General features: G+C 66.8%; 21 protein-coding genes. 9 read left to right on the top strand and 12 right to left on the bottom strand.

Annotation, left to right across the window (positions count from 1 at the left end; all coding sequences use genetic code 11):
* The first annotated feature begins 55 nt into the window (after window positions 1–55).
* A complete protein-coding gene (locus tag HTA01S_RS12420) occupies window positions 56–1237 on the top strand; it encodes an SH3 domain-containing protein (RefSeq protein ID WP_068171698.1) in 1182 nt (393 codons plus the stop codon).
* A gap of 272 nt (window positions 1238–1509) precedes the next feature.
* Complete coding sequence (locus HTA01S_RS12415; protein ID WP_157572077.1) at window positions 1510–1863, top strand: peptidylprolyl isomerase; 354 nt, start codon at window positions 1510–1512, stop codon at window positions 1861–1863.
* A 77-nt stretch (window positions 1864–1940) separates the two neighbouring features.
* On the opposite strand, the gene HTA01S_RS12410 is transcribed toward HTA01S_RS12415, so the two are convergent.
* The 5 genes from HTA01S_RS12410 to HTA01S_RS12390 all read right to left on the bottom strand — a co-directional run bounded on the left by HTA01S_RS12410 (window position 1941) and on the right by HTA01S_RS12390 (window position 6302).
* Window positions 1941–2396, bottom strand: coding sequence for a hypothetical protein (locus HTA01S_RS12410; protein WP_068171690.1), 456 nt, complete (start codon window positions 2394–2396; stop codon window positions 1941–1943).
* A complete protein-coding gene (locus tag HTA01S_RS12405) occupies window positions 2393–2854 on the bottom strand; it encodes a methyltransferase family protein (protein ID WP_068171686.1) in 462 nt (153 codons plus the stop codon). Before HTA01S_RS12405 ends, HTA01S_RS12410 begins: the two co-directional genes overlap by 4 nt.
* 23 nt (window positions 2855–2877) lie before the next feature.
* Window positions 2878–4458 carry an MFS transporter gene (locus tag HTA01S_RS12400; RefSeq protein WP_068171683.1) on the bottom strand — a complete coding sequence of 527 codons (1581 nt, stop codon included), beginning with the start codon at window positions 4456–4458 and terminating at the stop codon, window positions 2878–2880.
* Window positions 4459–4543: 85 nt separating this feature from the next.
* Window positions 4544–5173, bottom strand: coding sequence for a response regulator (locus tag HTA01S_RS12395; protein ID WP_068171679.1), 630 nt, complete (start codon window positions 5171–5173; stop codon window positions 4544–4546).
* A complete protein-coding gene (locus HTA01S_RS12390) occupies window positions 5151–6302 on the bottom strand; it encodes a hybrid sensor histidine kinase/response regulator (protein WP_068171675.1) in 1152 nt (383 codons plus the stop codon). The genes HTA01S_RS12395 and HTA01S_RS12390 overlap by 23 nt, the downstream gene beginning before the upstream one ends.
* Window positions 6303–6467: 165 nt before the next feature.
* Here HTA01S_RS12390 and HTA01S_RS12385 point away from each other — a divergent pair, with 165 nt between their 5' ends.
* From HTA01S_RS12385 to HTA01S_RS12360, 6 genes are all read left to right on the top strand, one after another.
* The gene (locus HTA01S_RS12385; RefSeq protein ID WP_068171671.1) at window positions 6468–6911 is read left to right on the top strand and encodes a hypothetical protein; all 444 of its coding nucleotides are present in this window, start codon (window positions 6468–6470) and stop codon (window positions 6909–6911) included.
* 61 nt (window positions 6912–6972) lie between these two features.
* Complete coding sequence (locus HTA01S_RS12380) at window positions 6973–7335, top strand: response regulator (protein ID WP_068171669.1); 363 nt, start codon at window positions 6973–6975, stop codon at window positions 7333–7335.
* Between the two features lie 46 nt (window positions 7336–7381).
* On the top strand, window positions 7382–9514 hold the full coding sequence (locus HTA01S_RS12375) for a chemotaxis protein CheA (RefSeq protein WP_068171666.1): 2133 nt from the start codon (window positions 7382–7384) through the stop codon (window positions 9512–9514).
* Window positions 9515–9564: 50 nt separating this feature from the next.
* Entirely contained in the window at window positions 9565–10443 is an 879-nt protein-coding gene (locus tag HTA01S_RS12370; RefSeq protein ID WP_084236059.1) for a CheR family methyltransferase, read from the top strand.
* Complete coding sequence (gene cheD / locus HTA01S_RS12365; RefSeq protein ID WP_068171663.1) at window positions 10430–11146, top strand: chemoreceptor glutamine deamidase CheD; 717 nt, start codon at window positions 10430–10432, stop codon at window positions 11144–11146. Before HTA01S_RS12370 ends, cheD begins: the two co-directional genes overlap by 14 nt.
* A gap of 12 nt (window positions 11147–11158) precedes the next feature.
* Entirely contained in the window at window positions 11159–12256 is a 1098-nt protein-coding gene (locus tag HTA01S_RS12360; RefSeq protein WP_068171659.1) for a protein-glutamate methylesterase/protein-glutamine glutaminase, read from the top strand.
* A gap of 142 nt (window positions 12257–12398) precedes the next feature.
* Here HTA01S_RS12360 and HTA01S_RS12355 read toward each other — a convergent pair whose 3' ends face one another.
* From HTA01S_RS12355 to HTA01S_RS12325, 7 genes are all read right to left on the bottom strand, one after another.
* Entirely contained in the window at window positions 12399–13043 is a 645-nt protein-coding gene (locus tag HTA01S_RS12355; protein ID WP_068171656.1) for a hypothetical protein, read from the bottom strand.
* Window positions 13044–13186: 143 nt separating this feature from the next.
* Window positions 13187–13729 carry a VOC family protein gene (locus tag HTA01S_RS12350; RefSeq protein WP_068171653.1) on the bottom strand — a complete coding sequence of 181 codons (543 nt, stop codon included), beginning with the start codon at window positions 13727–13729 and terminating at the stop codon, window positions 13187–13189.
* Window positions 13730–13754: 25 nt separating this feature from the next.
* A complete protein-coding gene (locus HTA01S_RS12345) occupies window positions 13755–13979 on the bottom strand; it encodes a DUF2783 domain-containing protein (protein WP_068171650.1) in 225 nt (74 codons plus the stop codon).
* A 21-nt stretch (window positions 13980–14000) separates the two neighbouring features.
* On the bottom strand, window positions 14001–15695 hold the full coding sequence (locus HTA01S_RS12340; RefSeq protein WP_068171645.1) for an FAD-dependent oxidoreductase: 1695 nt from the start codon (window positions 15693–15695) through the stop codon (window positions 14001–14003).
* A gap of 471 nt (window positions 15696–16166) precedes the next feature.
* Window positions 16167–16604, bottom strand: coding sequence for a universal stress protein (locus HTA01S_RS12335; RefSeq protein ID WP_068171642.1), 438 nt, complete (start codon window positions 16602–16604; stop codon window positions 16167–16169).
* 27 nt (window positions 16605–16631) lie between these two features.
* Window positions 16632–17063: a response regulator gene (locus HTA01S_RS12330; protein ID WP_068171640.1), complete on the bottom strand. Its 432-nt coding sequence runs from the start codon at window positions 17061–17063 to the stop codon at window positions 16632–16634.
* Complete coding sequence (locus tag HTA01S_RS12325) at window positions 17060–19324, bottom strand: PAS domain S-box protein (RefSeq protein ID WP_068171638.1); 2265 nt, start codon at window positions 19322–19324, stop codon at window positions 17060–17062. The genes HTA01S_RS12330 and HTA01S_RS12325 overlap by 4 nt, the downstream gene beginning before the upstream one ends.
* Before the next feature lie 316 nt (window positions 19325–19640).
* Here HTA01S_RS12325 and HTA01S_RS12320 point away from each other — a divergent pair, with 316 nt between their 5' ends.
* Entirely contained in the window at window positions 19641–20909 is a 1269-nt protein-coding gene (locus tag HTA01S_RS12320; protein WP_068171635.1) for a nitronate monooxygenase, read from the top strand.
* Window positions 20910–20947 lie beyond the last annotated feature (38 nt).

Below are 20947 nucleotides of genomic sequence, written 5' to 3'. Positions count from 1 at the left end.
AGAACTACTTCAAGCGGCAACAGCTGGCAGCACCCTCGCACGTGAAGTGACGAGGATGGAGCAGGAGCGTGCGTCGTGGCGCGATGCTCTGGCTCAGAGCGTGAGTGCGGCGCGGCAATTTAAGGAGCTCACGCAAGTAGGTTCCGCCTGGTCGCAAATCTCCAAAGACGTGGAGCACGTTCGCTCGGCCACATCCCTGATCGGTCAGCAGTACAAGGAGCTCATGGCGACTACGTTGCCCGCAACTCAGGCCATCAAGGCCTGGCAGGAATCCCAAAGTGCGCAGCAAGCACATGTCCGCAAGATGCTCGAACCCTTGGCGGACATTCGTAAGAGCTTCATGCTCGATGACGGCACCACGCAGCTCTTCAAAGTCACAGCCATGGGTGCCACGACGATTCGAGATCAGTTCAAGGACGTGCTCTCTGGCCTCTCGGGTGTTGGCTCAGTCGCCAAGATGTGGGCCCAGCAGATGGAGGAGACTCAGGCTCAAACCCGCAGTGCTTTTGAAGGCTTGAAGCTTGGTAGTGCCATCAGTCAGCACCTCAAAGACTTCGAGCAGATCAACAAACAGTGGAGGGTGTCCCCTGAGCTGCTGAATCTTGTGGGTTCACTCAAGGGGCTCCAAGATCAGATCGGTAAGGTGGCCCTTCCCACCATCGACTGGGGCTCAGCTGCCGCATTGGCAACGCTCTTGGGTCAAGAGGGCTTGGAAGAGCAACTGGCCTATTTGGGTATTGAGCCCAATGGTTCTTTGCACGAGCCCACAGAGGCACCTGAGAAGGGGCTTTTAAGCCGCAAGCAGGCTGACGCCGTAGCCCTGGTTAGCTTGCTGCTAGCCTTCATCGGCATTTGGATGACGATCCAAATTTTCTACTATCAAGACGCTGCAGGGGCAGCGCAACAGGCCAAGAACGACGAGGAGGCCGCCAAGCAACGGCGTCAGCTTGAAAGCCTCAATCGCTTGGTTGAGCAAGCTTTGGAACAGGCTGCCAAAGCCCAGGAAGAGCGTTTTGTCGTGCGTGATCGCACCGTCACTGTTCGCTCAAAACCCAAGTACGGATCTGCCGTGGAGGGGATGCTCATGCCCAACGAAGTGGTGCGAGCCATTGACAAAGACGGTAAGTGGGTAGAGGTCGAGTACTACCACTGGCTGCACGAGGAGTACCGCACTGGCTGGGTCTTGAAGAAGTACCTGGAGCGTGTGCCTGCCAACTATTCCAAGGCTAAGCCGTAGGGGACCTAATGGGCCGAAGCCCACCGCAACCCATACGAGCCTCAAAGGCAAGTCGCATCACCCGAAGGCTGCCGTGTATTCGGTTTTTTCGGCTTGTACCCGAAAAACTCCGGAATGGGTCGACATGGAGCCGTCGCGGCTGACCAGTGTCGGCCAGAAGCGGCATTCGAAGCACTTCGCGCAAGTCCAATTCTTTGCAGGCACGCATGACACGTAACTCAAGACTATCCCTCTTCCTATTCGCGCCCTCCATCGCGTACGCAGCTGGGCCTGTGTACTTCGATCTCATGGGGCTGGTCATCACGCTCGCACTTTATGGTGCGGGAGCGATGGTTGTTCTGGTATGGCTTGCACGCAGCGAGTCTCGAACCCACAAGGCGTATCTTTTGAAGTGGGTAGTCGCATTGATCTACTTTGTCGTCCTTCCCGGCTACCCGATCGCAGAGAATGCCCATAGGCAAGCGCAGCACCAACGCGCCGAAAATCAACGAAGAGAAGACCGCGCCGAGACAGCCGCAGCGTACGTCAGGTTTTGCCAGGAAAACTTGAAGCGCGAAAAGCCGCTAGAGGCCTGTAAGAGGTTCAGGCCACTGGGGAATGATGAGGAACAACTGGTCATTAAGTAGGCAGTTCGCTAGTGCGGTAATCCAGTGCCTCAGCAGGCACTGGGCACAGCACACCCAATCAGCCAACTCCCCCAGCCTCACTCCCACTTCAAGTCATACAGCTTCCAGTCGTCCCCGTCGCGCCGCCACTCCAGCCGCACGGTGTAGGGCGTGACCCGCTCGGGGATCAGGCCTTGCGCGCCGGTGATCAGCAGCTGGGCTTCGGTGTGGCCGGTGAGCGGTGAGCCGGGGTCGACGCGGGTCTGGCTTCCGAGCGAAACCACCTTGACCTGGGCGTAGCGGTGGAACAGCAGCAGCATGGTCTTGCGCGCCCATTGCGCGTCGAACTCGTCCTGGGCGCGGAAGCGTTTGTCCAGCTGGTCGAGCACGGCGCCGCTGTCGCGCGCCTCCAGGTTGTCTTGCAGCTGCTGTACCGCCGCCTCCAGCCGGGCCTGCGGGTCGTCTTTGCCGCAGGCGGCAAGCAACAGCAACGCGCCCAGCAGCCACGCCGCCCACAGCCCACGCAACAGCGGCAGGGGAAACCCTGGCTTCATATCCACCGCCGCACCTTCTGCCGGTAGGCGGTGAACGCGTCGCCAAACACCGCAGTAAGTGCCCGCTCTTCCGGGGCGATCTGGAAGCGGTTCATGTACACCACGAAGGCCGGCAGCCCGAGCAGCGCCAGCGCGTGGGCCAGCCACAGGCCCCACCCGGACAGCACGAGCAGCAGGCCCAGGTACATGGGGTTGCGGCTGTAGCGGTAGATGCCGCTGTCCACCAGCGCGGACGCGGCCCCGGGCGTGGTCGGGTTGACGGTGGTCTTCGCCCGCCGGAACGACGCCACCCCGAGCACGGCCACGAGCGCGCCGGCCAGCACGAGCAGCAGCGCCACCGCCGGCAGGCGGGGCAGCGGCCCGGCCTGCCCGGGCACCCACACCGCCACGCCCCACATGGCCGCGCCCACCAGCAGCGCCAGGGCCACGGGCGGTATCTTCAGTTCAAGTGCGTTCATCAAGGCTCCAGGGGTTCGGCGCTTCAGCGCTCGGCAATGTAGTGCGACATGCGCGCGGCCTCGCCCGGCGCCAGGAAGGCGCGCACCTCGGCTTCGATCGCGCCGTCGGCCAGGGTGGCGCGGGCGCGCTGGTGCAGGTAGTCGGCCCACGAGGCGACGATGAAGCGCTCCACATAGCGCGAGGGTTCGCCCAGGTCTTTGTAGATGCGCCAGAAGGTGGCGCCGTCGCGCCGGCGCGGGGCCTTCATGCGGGCGATGGTGTCGAGGAAGGCCTTGTCTTCACCGGGGCGGATGCGGTAGCCCACCTCCACCGCCACCGGGCCGGCCTCGGGGCTGGGCTCGGCTTCCACGAACAGTTCGTCCCAGGGCGTGCCCTGGGTCACGTCGTGCGCCTCGCCCACGCGCAGCGGAAACGGGCGCGCCAGCAGCAGGCCCGCGGCCATGAGCACACCGGCCGCTGAGAGCGCGGCGGTCAGGCCGGCGATGTCGGACACCGCGCCCCAGAACGCCGAGCCGATGGCAAACGCGCCCAGCGCGGAGACGATGTGCAGCGCCACCGCGCGCGAGCGCACCCAGGGCGGCGCGCTGGCCTGGGTGGCGGTGTTGAAGGTGGACATGGTGGCCATCCAGGCCGCGCCGCCCACGGCCATGGCGGCGTACACCAGCAGCGGCACGCGCACCCAGGCCGCCACCAGCATGACGGCGGCAAACGCCGCGCAACTGACGGCCACGATGCCGTCGAGCCCGAAGCGGGCCCGCACGCGCCCGATCACCAGGCCCGAGGCCACCGCGCCGGTGCCCAGGCAGCCCATGAGCAGGCCGAAGCCTTCGGCGCCGGTGCCGAGCTGGCGCTGCGCGATCACCGGCAGCAGCGCCCACAGCGCCGAGCCGGCGGCGCTGAAGGCCATCACGCGCACCAGCTGCGCCAGGATCATGCGCGAGTGCCAGGCGAACCGCAGGCCGCTCAGGGTGCCGCCCCACAGCCGCTCGGCCGGCAGGCTCGACGGCGGGTGCGCTCGCGGCGGCCAGCGGCGGATCGACTCCCACATCACCAGCGTGGTGAACACCGTGACCACGAACACCCAGCCCGCGCCCAACCGCGCGAACAGCAGGCCGGCCAGCGTGGGGCCGATGGCGCGCGCCGCGTTGTAGGCGATGCCGATGGCGGTGATGGCCTGCGGCCACTCGTCGCGCGGCACCGGGTCGATCACCGAGGAGTTCCAGGCCGGCGTGAGCACGGCCGTGCAGCAGCCGCAGACGAACACCAGGAACAGCACCGAGGCCGGCCCGCCCCAGCCGGCCAGCACCAGCGCGGCCAGCAGGGCGCAGGCACCCACCTGCGCGATCAGCGCGCCCGAGATCAGGCGGCGCCGGTCGGTGGTGTCGGCCAGCACGCCGGCGGGCAGCGCCAGCAGGAACATGGGCAGGAACACGGCCGTCTGCACCAGCGCGGCCAGGAAGGACGAGCCGGTGAGCTCCACCATGAGCCAGGCCGCGGCCATGGTCTGCATGCCCGCGCCAATGAAAAAGACCCCGCCACACACCCAGAGCCCCCGAAAGGCGGGTTGTCGCAGGGGGCTCCAGATCGAGTGGGATGGCACCATCGGGCCAGTATGCCGGAGCGGCCAGGGAAGGCGGCTGCGCGAGGTTATTGCGGATGGTGCAGACCGTCAGCCGGAACCGCCACCCTCAAACCAGGCTGTTGCGGATCGCGTAGACCGTCAGTTCCGCGTTGTTGCTCATGTGCAGTTTTTCCAGCACGCGCGCGCGGTACACGCTCACGGTCTTGGGGCTGAGCATGAGTTCTTCGGCGATCTCGGAGAGTTTCTTGCCGGTGGCGATCTTCTGCAGGGTCTGCAGTTCGCGCTCGGACAGGCTGGCGTGCAGCTCTTCGCTTTCGGGCGCGCTGAGGTTGTCCACCAGCATCTGCGCCACGTCGGCCGTGACGTATTTGCGACCCTGCTGCACGGTGCGCACGGCGTTCACCAGTTCGGCCGGCTCGCCCGCCTTGTTCAGGTAACCACGCGCGCCGGCGCGCAGGCAGCGGATGGCGTACTGGTCTTCCGGGTACATGGAGACCACGAGGGTCTTGACCGGTGAGCCCTCTTCGCGCAGGGCGGCCAGCACTTCCAGCCCACCGCGCCCGGGCATGTTCAGATCGAGCACCAGCACGTCGCACGGGGTCTTGCGCAGCAGTTCACGCAGCTCGGGGTAGCTGCCGGCTTCGCCCACCACCTGGATGTCCACCGCCTCGGCGATGGTGTCGCGGATGCCGCGGCGCACCATCGCGTGGTCGTCACACAAAATCACCTTGATCATGGTCTCGTTCCTCCTTGCCAGCGTCTGCATTGTCGGGGTTCGCCGATGCGCGCAGCGGCACCGACAGAATGACCGAGGTGCCCCGGGGTGAAGAGCTGACGTCGAGCCAGCCGTCCACCTTTTCGGCGCGCTCCTTGAGCCCGAGCAGGCCAAACGACTTGGCCTTGCGCAGCGCTTCGGGGCCCATGCCCTGGCCGTTGTCTTTCACTTCCAGGGTCAGCACCCCTTCGCGGTCGTTCAGGTCGATCTCGACCACGCTGGCCTGCGCGTGCTTGCCGACGTTGGTCAGGGCTTCCTGCGCCGTGCGGTAGGCCACCAGTTGCACCTCGCGCGGCACGTCGATGAATTCGGACGAGCGGCGCACCAGCACGCGGTGGCCGGTGCGCCGCTCGAAGCTGGACGCCAGCCACTGCACCGCCGCCACCAGCCCCTGGTCGAGGATGGGCGGGCGCAGGTTCATCATGATGCGCTGGCTCGCGCCCAGCGCGTGCTGCAGCATTTCCAGGGCGCTGTTCACGTGGGCGCGGATTTCTTCGTCGGCCACGCGGCGCCCGACCCAGGCCAGGTCGAGCTTCACGGCGGCCAGGGCGCCGCCGATGTCGTCGTGGATTTCGCGGGCGATGTCGGCTCGCTCCTGTTCGATGCTGGTCTGCAGGTGTTCGGCGAGCTCGGCCAGCCGGTGCCGCGAGTCGGACAGCTCGGCGTCGGCACGGGCCTTGGCGCGGCGGGTCTCGCTCACTTCCAGGGCGCGCTCGATCACGTGCGACAGCCGGTGCATGCTGTCCTTGAGCAGGTAGTCGCTCACGCCGCGGTGCATGGCATCGACCGCGGCGGTCTCGCCGATGGCACCGGAGAGGATCACGAACGGAAGCTCGCTGTGGGTCTGCGCGGCCACCTCCCAGGCGTCCAGGCCAGTGAAACCGGGCAGGTGGTAGTCGGCCAGCACGATGTCGTACTGCCCGCTGCCCAGTTCCCGGCGGAAGTCGTCGAGCGTGTCCACCAGGGTGAGCTCGCAGGGCATCTGGCTGCGCTGCAGGGCGAACTTGACCAGCGCGTGGTCCACCCGCGAGTCTTCCAGATGCAGGATGCGGACCGGGGGTCGGTCGCTGGGGGTGGGCGCTGCGTTCATGGTGTGACGGATTGGACGCCTGGTAGGGCGCACCCTGCAAGGACGCGTGGGCAACGCCGGGAAATGGTGCTGAATTCGGCCCGTAATCTGCCGATACAGAGGGTCACAGGTCGGGAAAATTGTAATGCCCGCCCTCCAACCGCCAGGCCACACCTAGCCCACACCATGGACCAACCGACGATGCCACAGCCCCAGCCGTCCGTCTCGCTGCCCGTGAGTCTGGTGGCCGACGTGCAGGACGCCCTGCTCATGGCCATGACCGATCTGCAGCGCCTCGAAGGCCTGCTGGACCACGCCACGGGCAATCTGCTGGAGCGTTTCGGCTCCGCCAACCATGCGCTGGCCCACCTCGCGCGCCACGACGACGAAGACCTGAGCCGCATCCGCCACAGCCTGCACCAGGCCGTGACCGAACTGCAGTTCCACGACATGGCGACCCAGCTGCTGGTGCACACCGGCAAGATTCTTCAAGGCTGTGCCTGGAAGCTGGCCGACGAGACCATGGAACCGGAAGAAGGCGAGCTGCCGATCTGCCTGGACCCGGTGCCCGAGCGCCCCAGCCCGGTGACCCAAAGCGAGATGGACGCGGGTTCCATCGAATTGTTCTGACGATGCGCTGTTCAAGCCCACCCTCTTTCTGTCGATATCTGTTCGAAACACGGAGTACTCCATGCAATCGATTCTTGCCGTAGACGACTCGGCCTCCATGCGAAAAATGGTGTCGTTCACCCTGACTGGCGCTGGTTTTCACGTGGTGGAGGCGGTGGACGGACAGGACGCGCTGGAGAAAGCCCACGCCCACGCCATCGACCTGGTGCTGACCGACCAGAACATGCCGCGTCTGGACGGCCTGGGGCTCACGCGCCGGTTGCGCGAGAACCCCAAGTTCAAGAACACCCCCATCCTGATCCTGACCACGGAGTCGAGCGATCTGATGAAGCAGGCCGGGCGCAGCGCTGGCGCCACGGGATGGCTGGTCAAGCCGTTCGACCCGGGCCGCCTGATCGAGGTCATCCAGAAAGTCATCCGCTGAACAGTCGCCTGACGAGCACACACGCCACACAGGCAAGGAGTCCCCCATGGGTGAAATGATGAACGACGGCCAACATCTCGGTGACAACATCGATCTGAGCCAGTTCTACCAGATCTTTTTTGAAGAGGCCGGCGAAAACCTGGACCAGATGGAGCAGATGCTGCTGCAGCTGGACGTGGAGCAGGCCGACGACGAGGAGCTCAACGCGATCTTCCGCTGCGCCCACTCCATCAAGGGCGGCGGCGCCACGTTCGGCTTCACCGACGTGGCCGAGCTCACGCACCAGATGGAGTCGCTGCTGGACAAGCTGCGCCGCCACGAACTCAAGCCGAACACGGCGATGGTGGACGTGCTGCTCGAGTCGTCCGACGCGCTGCGCCTGCTGCTGGCGCGCCACCAGGGCCGCAGCACCGATTCCCCGCCGACCGACGCGCTGGTGGCCCGCATCGCCGTGCTGGCGCAGAGCGAGGACGAGGACGAGCCGGTGGCCCCGCCCGCCGCGGTGGCGCCCGCACCCGCTCCGGTCGCCGCCCCGATCGAGGTCGCGCCTGCCCCCGCCCCGGCGGCGCGCAAGGCCGCCCCGGCCATGCGCGAGCTGGAGATCCACATCGGCCCGCTGGAGAACCCGAGCGACGCCGACTGCATCGCCGAGCTGTTCCGCGACATCCCGGGCCTGGGCGAGATCAGCCCCCTGCCCTGCGACCAGAAAGACCGGCGCATCTTCCGCGCGCTCACCACGGCCAGCGACACCGACCTGCTTGACCTCTTCACCTTCCATGTGAGCAAGGAGCAGATCCAGATCGTTGATACGGCCGCGATCCTGGCGGCCCAGGGGCAGGTGCCGGTCACCGGCGGTGAAGGCACGGCCTTCGGCTTCTTCGAAGGCTCCCCGGGCTCGCCGCCAGAGGCGCCGCCCCAGCCGACGGACGCCAGCCCCACACCGGCGGCAAGCACCGCCGCCGCCAAGGTGGCCGCTCCCAAGGTCGACGCCCGCGCCCCGAGCACGGCCCAGCTCGAATCGAGCACGCTGCGTGTCTCGGTGAGCAAGGTGGACCAGCTCATCAACCTGGTGGGCGAACTCGTCATCACACAGGCCATGCTGGCGCAGAAGAGCCGCGAGCTCGACAGCAGCGCCAACCAGCCGCTGCTCTCGGGTCTGGCCGACCTGGACCGCAACACCCGCGACCTGCAGGAAGCGGTGATGTCGATCCGCATGATCCCGATGTCGGTGGTGTTCAACCGCTTCCCGCGCATGCTGCGTGACCTGGCGGGCAAGCTGGGCCGCAAGGTCGAGCTGATCACCCACGGTGAAGCGACCGAGCTCGACAAGGGCCTGATCGAGAAGATCACCGACCCGCTGACCCATCTGATCCGCAACAGCTGCGACCACGGCATCGAACCCCCCGAGGAGCGGCTGGCCAAGGGCAAGACCGAACACGGCACCATCACGCTCTCGGCCTCGCACCAGGGCGGCTCGATCCTGATCGAGGTGCGCGACGACGGCAAAGGCCTCTCGCGCCAGAAGCTGCTCCAGAAGGCGCGCGAAAAGGGCATGGACGCGCCCGATTCGCTGAGCGACGCCGAGGTCTGGGGCCTGATCCTCGCGCCGGGCTTCTCCACCGCCGAGGTCGTCACCGACGTGTCGGGCCGTGGCGTGGGCATGGACGTGGTCAAGAAGAACATCGCCTCGCTCGGCGGCACGGTGGAGATCGACTCCGCCGAAGGCTACGGCATGAGCGTGAAGGTGCGCCTGCCGCTCACGCTGGCCATCATGGACGGCATGACCGTGCGCGTGAGCGACGAGGTCTACATCCTGCCGCTGTCGTCGGTGATCGAGTCGTTCCAGATCAAGCCCAGCGACATCAACACCGTGGCCCAGGGCGCGCAGCTGGTGAAGGTGCGCGACGAATACATGCCGGTGATCGAACTGGAGCGGGTGTTCCAGGTGCCGCGTTTCGAACACAACGCGGTCAGCCCGATCATGGTCGTGGTGGAGGCCGAGGGCGCGCGCGTGGCGCTCATGGTGGACGAGCTGCTCGGCCAACAACAGGTGGTGATCAAGAACCTGGAGTCCAACTACCGCAAGGTGCCCAACATTTCGGGCGCCACCATCCTGGGCGACGGCAAGGTCGCGCTGATCCTCGACACCTCCGGCCTGGTGAGGCGCTCACGCCACTGAACCCGTACCACCGGCCCCAGGCCACGCCCACCCACCGGTCAGGACTCCCCATGCTGCAGCAGACGACTCTCCCCCGCCGTGCCCCCGTTGCGCTGCCGGCCACTCAAGAAGAAGGCCCGCTGGCCCAGGGGCGCGAGTTCGTCTGGACCGACGGCGACTTCACGCGCATCAAGGCCCTGATCTACAAGCGCGCCGGCATCAGCCTGCACGACGGCAAACACGCCATGGTGTACAGCCGCGTCTCGCGCCGCCTGCGCGACACCGGCCACACCAGCTTCAGGGCCTACCTGGACTGGCTGGAGCAGCACGACGGCGCCGAGTGGCAGGAGTTCATCAACGCGCTGACCACCAACCTCACCGCCTTCTTCCGCGAGCAGCACCACTTCACCATCCTGGACGAGCTGATGCGCGCGCGGCGCACGCACGACTGGCGCATCTGGTGTTCGGCGGCCTCCACCGGCGAGGAGCCCTACTCCATCGCCATGACGGCCACCGAAGCCCTGGGGTCGAGCGGCTCGTTCCACCTGGTCAACAGCGACATCGACACCAAGGTGCTGGCCACCGCCGCGCAAGGGGTCTACAAGAGCGACGGCGTCAAGGGCCTGAGCCCCGAGCGCCTGCAGCGCTTCTTCATGCGCGGCAAGGGCAGCAACGCGGGCCTGATGCGCGTCAAGCCCGAGCTGCAGAAGCACATGGAATTCCTGAGCGTGAACCTGATCGAGGAGCTGCCGTTCAACGAGCCCTTCGACATCGTGTTCTGCCGCAACGTGATGATCTATTTCGACGCGGAAACGCAGCGCCGCGTGCTCGAACGCATCCACCGCGTGATGAAGCCGGGCGGCATGCTGTTCGTGGGCCACGCCGAGAATTTCAGCGATGCCCGCAAGCTCTTCGAGTTGCGGGGAAAGACGGTCTATGAGCGCGTCTGAGTCCGCCCTGCCGCTGGCCCGCGGCGCGCGCACCGCACTGGCCCCGCCCAACGCGGGTCTGGTCAGCCGTGTGAGCAGCATCTCCCGAAGCCCGTCGCTGGACGCGCTCAAGGCGCAGCCACGCAAGCCGGGCGAGGCCTCGTTCTTCTTTCACGACCCGCATTTCGGGCACGACGCGGTGAAGGTGCTGCCGGGCGAATATTTCGTGACCGCCGACGACATGCTGATCATGACGGTGCTGGGCTCGTGCATCGCCGCCTGCATCTGGGACCCCCAGGTGCGCGTGGGCGGCATGAACCATTTCATGCTGCCCGAGGGTGGCGCCGACACCTCGGGCCGCTACGGCTCCTACGCGATGGAACTGCTGATCAACGAGATGATGAAACTCGGTGCCCGGCGCGAGAGCATGCAGGCCAAGGTCTTCGGCGGCGGCCAGGTGATGCACAACTTCACCAGCCTGAACGTGGGCGAGCGCAACACCCGCTTCGTGCTGGACTACCTGCAGACCGAACGCATCGCCATCGTCTCCAAGGACGTGCTCGACATCCATCCGCGCAAGGTCTGCTACTTCCCCGCCAGCGGCAAGGCCATGGTCAAGCGGCTCGCGCACTCGCACCCCGACACCCTCGAAACCCAGGAACGCAAGGGCAGCGCCGCCGTGGTGGCCAAGGCGACATCCGGTGGCTCGATCGACCTGTTTTAAGAGTACACAACAATGGCCCAGATCAAAGTGGTGGTGGTGGACGACTCCGCGCTGGTGCGCAGTCTGCTCACCGAAATCATCAACCGGCAACCCGACATGCGCTGCATCGGCGCGGCCAGCGACCCGCTGGTGGCGCGCGAGATGATCCGCGAGCTCAACCCCGACGTGATCACGCTCGACGTGGAAATGCCGCGCATGGACGGCCTGGAGTTCCTCTCGCGCCTGATGCGCCTGCGCCCCATGCCGGTGGTGATGGTCTCGACCCTGACCGAGCAGGGCGCCGAAACCACCCTGCGCGCGCTCGAAATGGGCGCGGTGGACTTCGTGGCGAAACCGCGCATCGGCGTGAGCAGCGGCCTGAACGAACTGGCCGGCGACATCGTGGACAAGATCCGCGTGGCCGCCAGCGCCCAGGTACACCGCCTGGCCAGCCCGCCGGCCGCTGCCGACGCCCGCCCGACCCCCGGCGGCGGAGTGGCCGACACCCCCCGCGCCCCGTTGCCGCGCCTGTCCACCGAAAAGGTGATCTGCATTGGCGCCTCCACCGGGGGCACCGAGGCCATCCGCGAGGTGCTGACCCGCATGCCGGCCGACTCGCCGGCCATCGTCATCACCCAGCACATGCCGCCGGGCTTCACCACCAGCTTCGCCAACCGGCTCAACACCTTGTGCCGCATCCAGGTGCAGGAAGCCAGCGACGGCCAGCGCATCCTGCCCGGCCACGCCTACATCGCCCCCGGCGGCCACCACCTGCGCATCGACCGCAGCGGTTCCAACTACGTGGCCGTGGTCGAAGACACCGAACCGGTGAACCGGCACCGGCCCTCGGTGGAGGTGCTGTTCAAGTCGGCCGCGCGGGTGCTGGGCCCGAACGCGCTGGGCATCATGCTCACCGGCATGGGCGCCGACGGCGCGCAGGCCATGCGCGAGATGAAGGACGCCGGCAGCTACAACTACGTGCAGGACGAAACCAGCTGCGTGGTGTTCGGCATGCCCCGCATGGCCATCCAGTACGGCGCGGCCCACGAGATCCTGCCGCTGACGCAGATCGCCGACGCCCTGCTGGCCCGCCTGGCGAGCAGCCCGGGCGGCGTGCGCCACCGCATCTGACAGACCCCCCCGCCGCGCTGTGCGCGCCCCCCTCAAGGAGGCGGCACTGGCCGTCCGGCAAAGCCGGCCCGGCGGTACCCTGGGCTGGACCGTTTCATGCGTTGCGGGTGGCGCTCCGGCGCTGTGAACCGCCGTGGTGGTCTCAGACCCGCTGGTTGACCAGGCTGCCCGACTCCAGCGGGGCCAGGCTGCTGGCGCCGCGCTCGTCGTAGGCCACCACGTCCTGCGCATCGCGCGGATCGGCCAACGCATCGGTGGCACCGCCGGCCGGTCGCGTGTCGCCACGCGGCAAGGGCCTGGCCTCCACCCGGGGGGTATCGCTTGCGGGCTGGGCGGTATCGTCACCCTGTGCCGGCGTGGCGCCGGCCGCGTTGCGGCCCAGCACCGCGTCCACCACCGCCGCGCTGGCTTTCCAGACATTGGCCAGCACGTCCTGCAGTTTCAGCTCCGCCGCCTTTTCCTCGGCCTGTCCCTCGGCCTTTTCCAGCGCCTTCTGGCGCAGTTCGGCCCTGGCCGCGGCCTCGGCGGTGTCGGTCGATGCCTGCTCACGCCCGCCGTCGGTGCGTTCGCGTGGCAGCAAGGGGGCCGCTTCGGGCGCATCGGCCACGGCGGCGGCAGGTGCGCCGCCGTTCGGCGTCTGGCCCCGGCGGCCCGAGTCCAGGCCCGCGTTGCCATCGCCCGATGAGCGCTGCGCGGGTGTGATGGCGGTGACGGCGTTGACCGGTGCGACCGTCACCGGCGCAGCGGTGGGCCAGGCGACGGCTGGACCGGAGTTGATGCTCAACATGGCAGATCCCTTCTCCACTGAGTCAGCGATCCGAAAAAACACGGCCGCTGTTCTCAAGGGTTTCGACCAGTGCCGGGAGAACTTGAGCCCTTTTACCCCCTACTTTCCGATGGACGGCAGAGCGTGAATCGGTTACCCGCGGGTCAAACCGCCGTGAACTCTTTCTCGTGCATCCAGGCGGCGTGTTTGGGCGCGCGCTTGGTCTTGTCCCATTCATTGAGCATGTCCCACTTCACGTCATCGAGCTTCTTCATCATCTCGGGCGTGGCGGTGTTGGCGGCCAGCTCCAGGCGGTGACCGTTGGGGTCGAAGAAGTAGATCGACTTGAAGATGGTGTGGTCGGTCAGGCCCACCACGGGGATGCCGGCGGCTTCAAGCCGGGCCTTGGTGGTTTCGAGTTCTTCAACGCTGTCCACTTCCAGCGCGATGTGCTGCACCCAGTCGGGCGTGTTCGGGTCGCGGCCCATTTCGGGCGCGTTGGGCAGCTCGAAGAAAGCCAGGATGTTGCCGCCGCCCGCGTCCATGAACAAATGCATGTAGGGGTCGGGCGCGTGGGTGGAGGGCACCTGGTCTTCGGCGATGGCGAGCACGAATTTCATGTCCAGGTGCTTCTGGTACCACTCGACGGTGGTCTTGGCGTCCTTGCAGCGGTAGGCGACGTGGTGGATCTTGCGGATGTTGGGCATGGTGTTCTCCTTCGGGTGAATGGGTTCAGACGCCTTCGCGGGCGATTCGCAGGGCGTCTTTCAGGACGGTGATGTCGCCCACCTGGTTGGCCAGCAGCAGGATCAGCTTGGCGTTGAGCAGTTGGCTCTGTTCGTCGCTGAGGTCGCGGTGGGTCTCGATCAGGGCCTCGTAGAAATCGTCGCCGGGCGTGAAGTCACGGAAATAGCGCTGGCCGGGTTCGGCGAGGTTGGGCTGGAGTTGCAGGGGCATCTCGGTCTCCTTGGTTCTGTTTCAGGCAGGCACGGTTTCGGCCGCGGTCTGGGCGGTGGCCCGCGCCAGCGCGGCGCGCACGGCGGCGACGTCAAACCGGCGCCAGCGCGCGGCCACGTGCTGGTCGGGGCGCAGCAGGTAGCAGGTGCCGGGGCGCGCATCCATGCGCTGGGCCATCAGGCCGTCGCGGTCGTGCAGCGTCTTGAGCCCGGCCGATTCACCCGCGTGGGCGGTGACCAGCACCACCTCCACGGGAATCGCTCCGCCCGCCAGCGCCGCGGCCTGTGCACGCACCACGGGGTCAAGCTGCTCCACGCTGTCGGCAAAGGCCAGCAGCTGGAAGCGGTTGCCCAGCTGGTCAAGCAGCCAGGCGTCCTGCCCGGCCACGCGCACCGGCGCGTCGTCCAGCGGTGCGCCGGGGACCATGTTGCCTTCGAAGGCGTCCACGTCGGGCGTGTTCAGCGCCGAGTTCACCAGGAAGGCCGGCACCGACAGGCGTCCGGAGTTCACCAGCTTGCGGGCGAACGGCTGCGTGCGCGCCAGTTCCAGCGCCGCGTTGCGGAACAGCTTGCTGACCGCACTCTTGGGCGTGATGAAGTCGGTGGAGCGGGTGGAGTTGCGGATGTTCTCGTCGGCCGCGTAGGTGCGGTCGGCGTCGTAGGTGTCGAGCAGGGCCTCGGGCGCCAGGCCCTTCATGACCAGCGCCAGCTTCCAGAGCAGGTCGTCGGTGTCCTGGAAACCGGAGTTGGCGCCGCGTGCGCCGAAGGGCGACACCTGGTGCGCCGCGTCGCCCACGAACAGCAGGCGACCGTGGCGGAAGTTCTTCATGCGCCGGCACTGGAAGGTGTAGATGCTGGCCCATTCCAGCTCGAACTCGCGGTCGTCGCCCAACATGGCCTTCACGCGCGGGATGATCTTCTCGGGCTTCTTCTCTTCTTCCGGGTCGGCGTCCCAGCCGAGCTGGAAGTCGATGCGCCAGACGTTGTCGCTCTGCTTGTGCAGCAGCACGCTCTGGTTGGGGTGGAACGGCGGGTCGAACCAGAACCAGCGCTCGGCCGGAAAGTCGGCCTTCATGATCACGTCGGCGATCAGGAAGCGGTCCTTGAACACATGGCCTTCGATGTCCAGGCCGAGCTGGCGCCGCACGTTGGAGCGCGCGCCGTCGGCCACGATCAGCCAGTCGGCGTCGATCTCGAAGTTGCCGTCGGGCGTTTCGATGCTCACGCGGGCACCGCTGTTGCCGTCATCTCCCAGCGGCTGAACGCCCACCACCTTGTATTTCCAGCGCAGATCCACGCCCAGCGCTTCGGCGCGCCGCACCAGCGCTTCTTCCAGGTGGTACTGCTGCAGGTTGATCATGCCGGGGCGCTTGTGGCCGGCGTCGGGCACGAGGTTGAAGCGGTAGACCTCTTCTTCGCGCAGGAAGGTGCGGCCCACGTTCCAGCTCACGCCCTTGTCGACGATGGGGTCGCCAACGCCGAGGCGGTCGAGGATTTCGAGCGCGCGCTTGGCGTAGCAGACGGCGCGCGAGCCGAAGGAGACGCTGTCTTCTTCGTCGAACAGCAGCACGTCCAGCCCCTGCAGGCGGGCGTCGATGGCGGCGGCGAGACCGACCGGGCCGGCGCCGATGACGACCAGCGGTTTGCGCTGCGACGCACCTTGCATGAGGTCGGCCGGGCCGGTGTACGGAAAGGTGGGGTAGGTGTAGGTGGCCATCCGTTGTCTGCTCCTTCGTTGTCGCCCCGCGTGCGAAATGGCGGCGGCGTTGTCAGGGTTGGACTGTAGCCGATAATTTCACATCAGTAAATACGTTTCTCTAAACGTAATTTACAGAAGTCGGACTGCCTCGCAGGCTTGGCGGACCGGGGCGCTCTGCGCCGCTCATGTCCCCCGGGCCGTTCCGGCCCTCCTCCTTGACTTCGCTGTGCAGAACACCCCGCCCCGCCAAGCCACGGACGTGCAGGCACGCCTGCGTCGGGAGTCCGCCCAGGAAACAAGAAACGCACTGTCCCCGCGTCGAGCGCCCACCCGCAGGCCAGTCGCACATGCTGGGTGGCTGACGAAGCGAAGTAAAGGAGGAGGGCCGGAACGGCCCGGGGGACATGAGCGCAGTCGGCCGCCCAGCATGCGCGCCCCCCACAGAGCAGGACCCACACAGAAGAGCCCCCAGAAGGGAGCCCAGGGAAATCAGTCGGCCAACGGCTTGACCACCGTGACCGGCACAGGCGAGAGGTGCACCAGTTCCTGCGACACCGAGCCCAGCACCGCCCCGCTCAGACCACTGCTGCCGCGCGCGCTCATGATGATCGCGCCGCAGCCGTTGCGCTCCACCATGTCCACCAACATGTGCGCCGGGTCGCCGATCGCCACGTCCTGCTCCACCTGCAGACCGGCGGCCTGCAGCAACTGCACCGCCGGGGCGATGAGATCGTGGCCGGCTTCCTCCGCCACCGTCTGCAACACCGCCGGATCGTGCGCCACCACCAGCTCGTAGAGATTGGCCGTGGGCTGCACATTGGCCACCACGAAACGCGCCTTGAGCCCCCAGCCCGTGAGCCGCATCGCGTAGCGCACGGCCATCAAAGAGAGTTCCGATCCATCCACTGGAATCAGGATTTTCAGCATGGTTCTTGTCCTTGTTGCACTGGAAATTCAGACGGGCCGCTCGTTGAGCACACACCAGTAGAGCTCGATCTGGCCGGCCACCTCGATGAACTTGCTGAAGCTCACCGGCTTTTCAATATAGGAGTTCACGCCCAGGTCGTAGGCGGCCTTGAGGTCGCTGTGTTCGCGCGACGAGGTCAGCATCACCACCGGGATGCGGCGGAACTGCTCGTGCGACTTGATCTGCCGTAGCACGTCCAGACCGTTCACCTTGGGCAGGTTGATGTCCAGCAGGATCACCGCCGGCATGGTCTCGCCGGCCGCCCAGCGCGGCAGGAAGGCCAGCGCCTCTTCGCCATCGCGCGCCACCTGAATGCTGTTGGAGAACTTGCGCTTGGCGAAGGCCCGCAGCGTGAGGTCCAGGTCCATGGGGTTGTCTTCCACCAGCAGGATCGGCGGCATGTTGAAGGCTTGACTCATGCAGGAAACTCCAGATAGAACGTGGCCCCGGCACCCAGGGAACTCTCGGCCCAGACACGGCCGCCCATGCGCTGCACCGCCTTGGCCACCAGCGCCAGCCCCACGCCGGTGCCAGGGTAGTCCTCGGCCCGGTGCAGCCGCTGGAAGATGCCAAAGATGCGGTCGTGGTACTTCATGTCAAAACCCACTCCGTTGTCGCGTACCCACAGGATACGCCTGCCCGCCTCACTGCGGGAGCCGATCTCCACGCTGGGAGACGTGCTGGCGCGGCTGAACTTCACGGCATTGCCCACCAGGTTCCGCAACACCACCGCCATGCCCTCCCGGTCCAGCACCAGGGTCATGGGTTCGAGTGTGCGGCGCAGTGCGCAGCCGCTGCTGTCGATGTCGGCGGCATGGCTTTCGATCACCTCGTCCATCAGCTGCCCCAGGTCCACCGGCTGCAGCTCCATGGCACGGCGTTCCATGCGCGAGTAATTGAGCAGATCGGCGATCAGGTCACCCATCTGCTGCACGCCGCGGCGGATGCGGCCGATGAACTGGCGGCCTTCGTCGCCGAGCCGGTTGGCGTACTCCTCCTCCAGCAGCTGGCTGTAGCCGTCGATGCCACGCAACGGTGCCTTGAGGTCGTGCGAGACCGAATAGGAAAAGGCTTCGAGTTCGCGGTTGGCCTCGCTGAGCTGCTCGGTGCGCTCGGCCACGCGCCGCTCCAGCTCGGCCTTGGACGCCTGCAGCGCCGCCTCGGCCCGCACGCGCTCACTCACGTCCTGGATGGTGGTGAACAGGTGCTTGAGCGCGCCGTTGGCGTGGCGCACTGCGCGCACGTGGATCTCGGTGTGCACGAACTGCCCGTCCTTGCGCAGGAAGCGTTTGCCCAGCTGGTAGCTCTCGCAACGGCCCGCGAGCATCTCGTTGAAGTGCCCCATGTTGATCTGCAGGTCCGGCTCGGGCGTCATCTCCGCCCAGGTCTTGCTCAGCAGTTCGTCCCGCCCGTAGCCCAGGATCTCGCACAGCCGGTCGTTCACCTGCAACCAGCGCCGGCTGGTGGGCGAAGAGATCGCCATGCCGATGAAGGGCAGTTCGTAAAACAGGCGCAGCAGTTCGGCCTGTTCGATCGCGGCCACCTGGGCCGTTTTCTGAGGCGTGATGTCCATCAGGATGCCGCTGGAGCCCACCACCCGGCCCGCCGCGTCGCGTCGCAGGGAGGTGCGGTCGCTGACCCAGGCCCAGCCGCCGTCGGCACAGTGCAGCCGGTATTCCTGCTGGAACTCGTCCGGGCCGTGTTCGCGGTGGCGCGTGGACTCCGCCAGCACGCGGCCCCTGTCTTCGGGGTGGATCAGGTCGTCGAAGCGCCATGAGGCATCGAGCCAGTCGGCCTTGCCATAGCCCCACTGGGACACCGCGTCGTTCACGTAGTCCACGGGGCAGCCCGGTGCATCGCGCCACTCGATGACCACCACCGGTGAGCGGTTCACCACCGCGTTCAGGCGCCGGATCTCGGCCTGATCGGTCTGCAGCCGCTGCGCCATGAGGTCGACTTCCTGGCCGATGCGCGCGAGCTCGTCGCGGCCCTGCAAGCCGCTGCGTGCCTCCAGCTGGCCCCGGCCGATGTCGCTCAGGGTGTGCACCAGCCGCTGCGCGCGCAGGAACCAGACGTGGTGCAACACCCAGGCCAGCAGAGCCGAGAGCGCGAGCAGCAGCAGCGCCTCGCGCAGCACCTCGTTGCGCAGCTCGGCCTCGCGCACGGCCAGCGCGGGGCCCAGATTCACCACGGTCAACAACTGCCGGTCGGACTGGATCGGCGCGGTCCCCAGCACGCGCTGCGAGCCGGACGGGCGGGTGACCCGGACCTCGTTCGGCCGGCTGGAGCCCGACGGCTCGCCCCAGGGCTCGAACAGCCCGGCCTCGGCGCCCAGCACCTCCTGCAGCGGGCGCCCGACATCGGCATGGCTCATCGACGCCAGCACCAGGCCATCGCCCTGGACCAGCCAGGCCCGCTCCAGGCCGCTGTACGGGCCCAGGCTGCCCACCAGGCGCCGCACCAGCACGCCGGTGTCACGGCTGGTCTGCAGTTCCGCCAGGGTCTGCTCCAGGCCCAGGCGTTCGCGCAACCGGACGGACTCCTGCGCCGTGATCCGCTCGTCCATCGCACGCCACTGCAGGCCGTAGTTCAGCAAGGCGGCCAGCACCGCAAACGAGGCCAGCAGCAGGGGCGCGAGCCAGCGGCCCGGCAGTTGCACCAGCCAGCGGCCCGGCCTCACAGAGGCGGCTCCGCGGCGGGCGTGAGTGTGGCGGAGCGGCGCACGCCCTCACCTCCCTCCAACGTCCGATGCTGCAACCCCTGGCGGGGTGGCCCAAGCTGTCCTGACATGGTTTGCCCCTCTGATTTGCTTGCATTTTGTCACCTCTATCACGCCACCATGCGTGAACTTCCACATGGGACGCGGCCGTTCAACGGATCCGCCCATGGGGCCTTGCCCCCTCGACATGGGTGCGCCGGTTCATAATCCCGGGTTCAACAAACGATCGTTGGGCCGGCCAAAACCGGGCTGAAACCGAGAAATCGAGAAACCGAATATGAAACGTCTGGACGACTTCCGCCTGCAGATGGGCCAACAGGAACTGGTGCCCATCGTGATTGGCGGCATGGGCGTGGATATCTCGTCCTCCGACCTGGCGCTGCAGGCTGCCCGCCTGGGTGGCGTGGGCCACATCTCCGACGCCATGGTCAAGACGGTCACGGACCGCCGCTACAAGACCAAGTACGTCAAGGCCAAACAGGCGATGTACCAGTACAACGTCAATTCGGAAGACAAGTCGGCCGTCAAGTTCGACCTGGGCGACCTGGCCGAAGCCACGCGCATGCACGTGGAACGCACCATGGCCCGCAAGCAGGGCCCGGGCATGGTGTTCATCAACTGCATGGAAAAGCTGACGATGAACGGCCCCAAGGAAACCCTGCGGGTGCGCATGGCCTCGGCGCTGGACGCCGGCATCGACGGCATCACGCTGGCCGCCGGCCTGCACCTGGGCTCGTTCGCCCTGATCGAAGACCACCCGCGCTTCCGCCACGCCAAGCTCGGCATCATCGTGTCCTCGCTGCGCGCGCTGCAGCTGTTCCTGAAGAAGAACAGCCGCCTGAACCGCCTGCCCGACTACGTGGTGGTGGAAGGCCCGCTGGCCGGTGGCCACCTGGGTTTCGGCATGGACTGGGCACAGTACGACCTGGCCACCATCGTGGCCGAGATCCTGGCCTGGCTGAAGGCCGAGCAGCTGGACATTCCGGTCATTCCGGCCGGCGGCATCTTCACCGGCAGCGACGCCGTGCGCTTCATGGAAATGGGCGCCTCGGGCGTGCAGGTGGCCACGCGCTTCACCGTCACCCAAGAGTGCGGCCTGCCCGACGACATCAAGCAGGAATACTTCAAGGCCAACGAGGAAGACATCGAGGTCAACGAGATCTCGCCCACCGGCTACCCGATGCGCATGATCAAGAGCAGCCCCGGCATTGGCGACGGCATCCGCCCGAACTGCGAGGCCTACGGCTACCTGCTCGACGCCAACGGCAAATGCGCCTACGTTACGTCCTACAACCGCGAAGTGGCGGCCCACCCGGGCGTGCGCCGCATTTCGGTGATGGACAAGACCTGCCTGTGCACCCACATGCGCAACTTCGACATCTGGACCTGCGGCCAGCTGACCTGGCGCCTGAAAGACACCACGGTGCGCCATGCGGACGGCAGCTACCAACTGCTCAGCGCGGAACACGTGTTCAAGGACTACCAGTTCAGCACCGACGACAAAGTGCAACTGCCCGAGCCGCAGGCGCTGGCGACCACGCCCTGAGCCCTGCGCTCATGGCCCCCTCGCGGGGTTGAACCCCA

Origin of the sequence: Hydrogenophaga taeniospiralis CCUG 15921, from assembly GCF_001592305.1 — a bacterium.
Taxonomy (GTDB): domain Bacteria; phylum Pseudomonadota; class Gammaproteobacteria; order Burkholderiales; family Burkholderiaceae_C; genus Hydrogenophaga; species Hydrogenophaga taeniospiralis.
Note: the sequence above shows the minus strand (reverse complement) of the source record. Positions and strands in the feature narration are given on the sequence as shown.

Coding starts and splice junctions, on each gene's coding strand:
- HTA01S_RS12420 (WP_068171698.1), top strand. CDS start 56: ATGGAGCAGGAGCGTGCGTCGTGGCGCGATGCTCTGGCTCAGAGCGTG.
- HTA01S_RS12410 (WP_068171690.1), bottom strand. CDS start 2,396: ATGAAGCCAGGGTTTCCCCTGCCGCTGTTGCGTGGGCTGTGGGCGGCG.
- HTA01S_RS12405 (WP_068171686.1), bottom strand. CDS start 2,854: ATGAACGCACTTGAACTGAAGATACCGCCCGTGGCCCTGGCGCTGCTG.
- HTA01S_RS12400 (WP_068171683.1), bottom strand. CDS start 4,458: ATGGTGCCATCCCACTCGATCTGGAGCCCCCTGCGACAACCCGCCTTT.
- HTA01S_RS12395 (WP_068171679.1), bottom strand. CDS start 5,173: ATGATCAAGGTGATTTTGTGTGACGACCACGCGATGGTGCGCCGCGGC.
- HTA01S_RS12390 (WP_068171675.1), bottom strand. CDS start 6,302: ATGAACGCAGCGCCCACCCCCAGCGACCGACCCCCGGTCCGCATCCTG.
- HTA01S_RS12385 (WP_068171671.1), top strand. CDS start 6,468: ATGGACCAACCGACGATGCCACAGCCCCAGCCGTCCGTCTCGCTGCCC.
- HTA01S_RS12380 (WP_068171669.1), top strand. CDS start 6,973: ATGCAATCGATTCTTGCCGTAGACGACTCGGCCTCCATGCGAAAAATG.
- HTA01S_RS12375 (WP_068171666.1), top strand. CDS start 7,382: ATGGGTGAAATGATGAACGACGGCCAACATCTCGGTGACAACATCGAT.
- HTA01S_RS12370 (WP_084236059.1), top strand. CDS start 9,565: ATGCTGCAGCAGACGACTCTCCCCCGCCGTGCCCCCGTTGCGCTGCCG.
- cheD (WP_068171663.1), top strand. CDS start 10,430: ATGAGCGCGTCTGAGTCCGCCCTGCCGCTGGCCCGCGGCGCGCGCACC.
- HTA01S_RS12360 (WP_068171659.1), top strand. CDS start 11,159: ATGGCCCAGATCAAAGTGGTGGTGGTGGACGACTCCGCGCTGGTGCGC.
- HTA01S_RS12355 (WP_068171656.1), bottom strand. CDS start 13,043: ATGTTGAGCATCAACTCCGGTCCAGCCGTCGCCTGGCCCACCGCTGCG.
- HTA01S_RS12350 (WP_068171653.1), bottom strand. CDS start 13,729: ATGCCCAACATCCGCAAGATCCACCACGTCGCCTACCGCTGCAAGGAC.
- HTA01S_RS12345 (WP_068171650.1), bottom strand. CDS start 13,979: ATGCCCCTGCAACTCCAGCCCAACCTCGCCGAACCCGGCCAGCGCTAT.
- HTA01S_RS12340 (WP_068171645.1), bottom strand. CDS start 15,695: ATGGCCACCTACACCTACCCCACCTTTCCGTACACCGGCCCGGCCGAC.
- HTA01S_RS12335 (WP_068171642.1), bottom strand. CDS start 16,604: ATGCTGAAAATCCTGATTCCAGTGGATGGATCGGAACTCTCTTTGATG.
- HTA01S_RS12330 (WP_068171640.1), bottom strand. CDS start 17,063: ATGAGTCAAGCCTTCAACATGCCGCCGATCCTGCTGGTGGAAGACAAC.
- HTA01S_RS12320 (WP_068171635.1), top strand. CDS start 19,641: ATGAAACGTCTGGACGACTTCCGCCTGCAGATGGGCCAACAGGAACTG.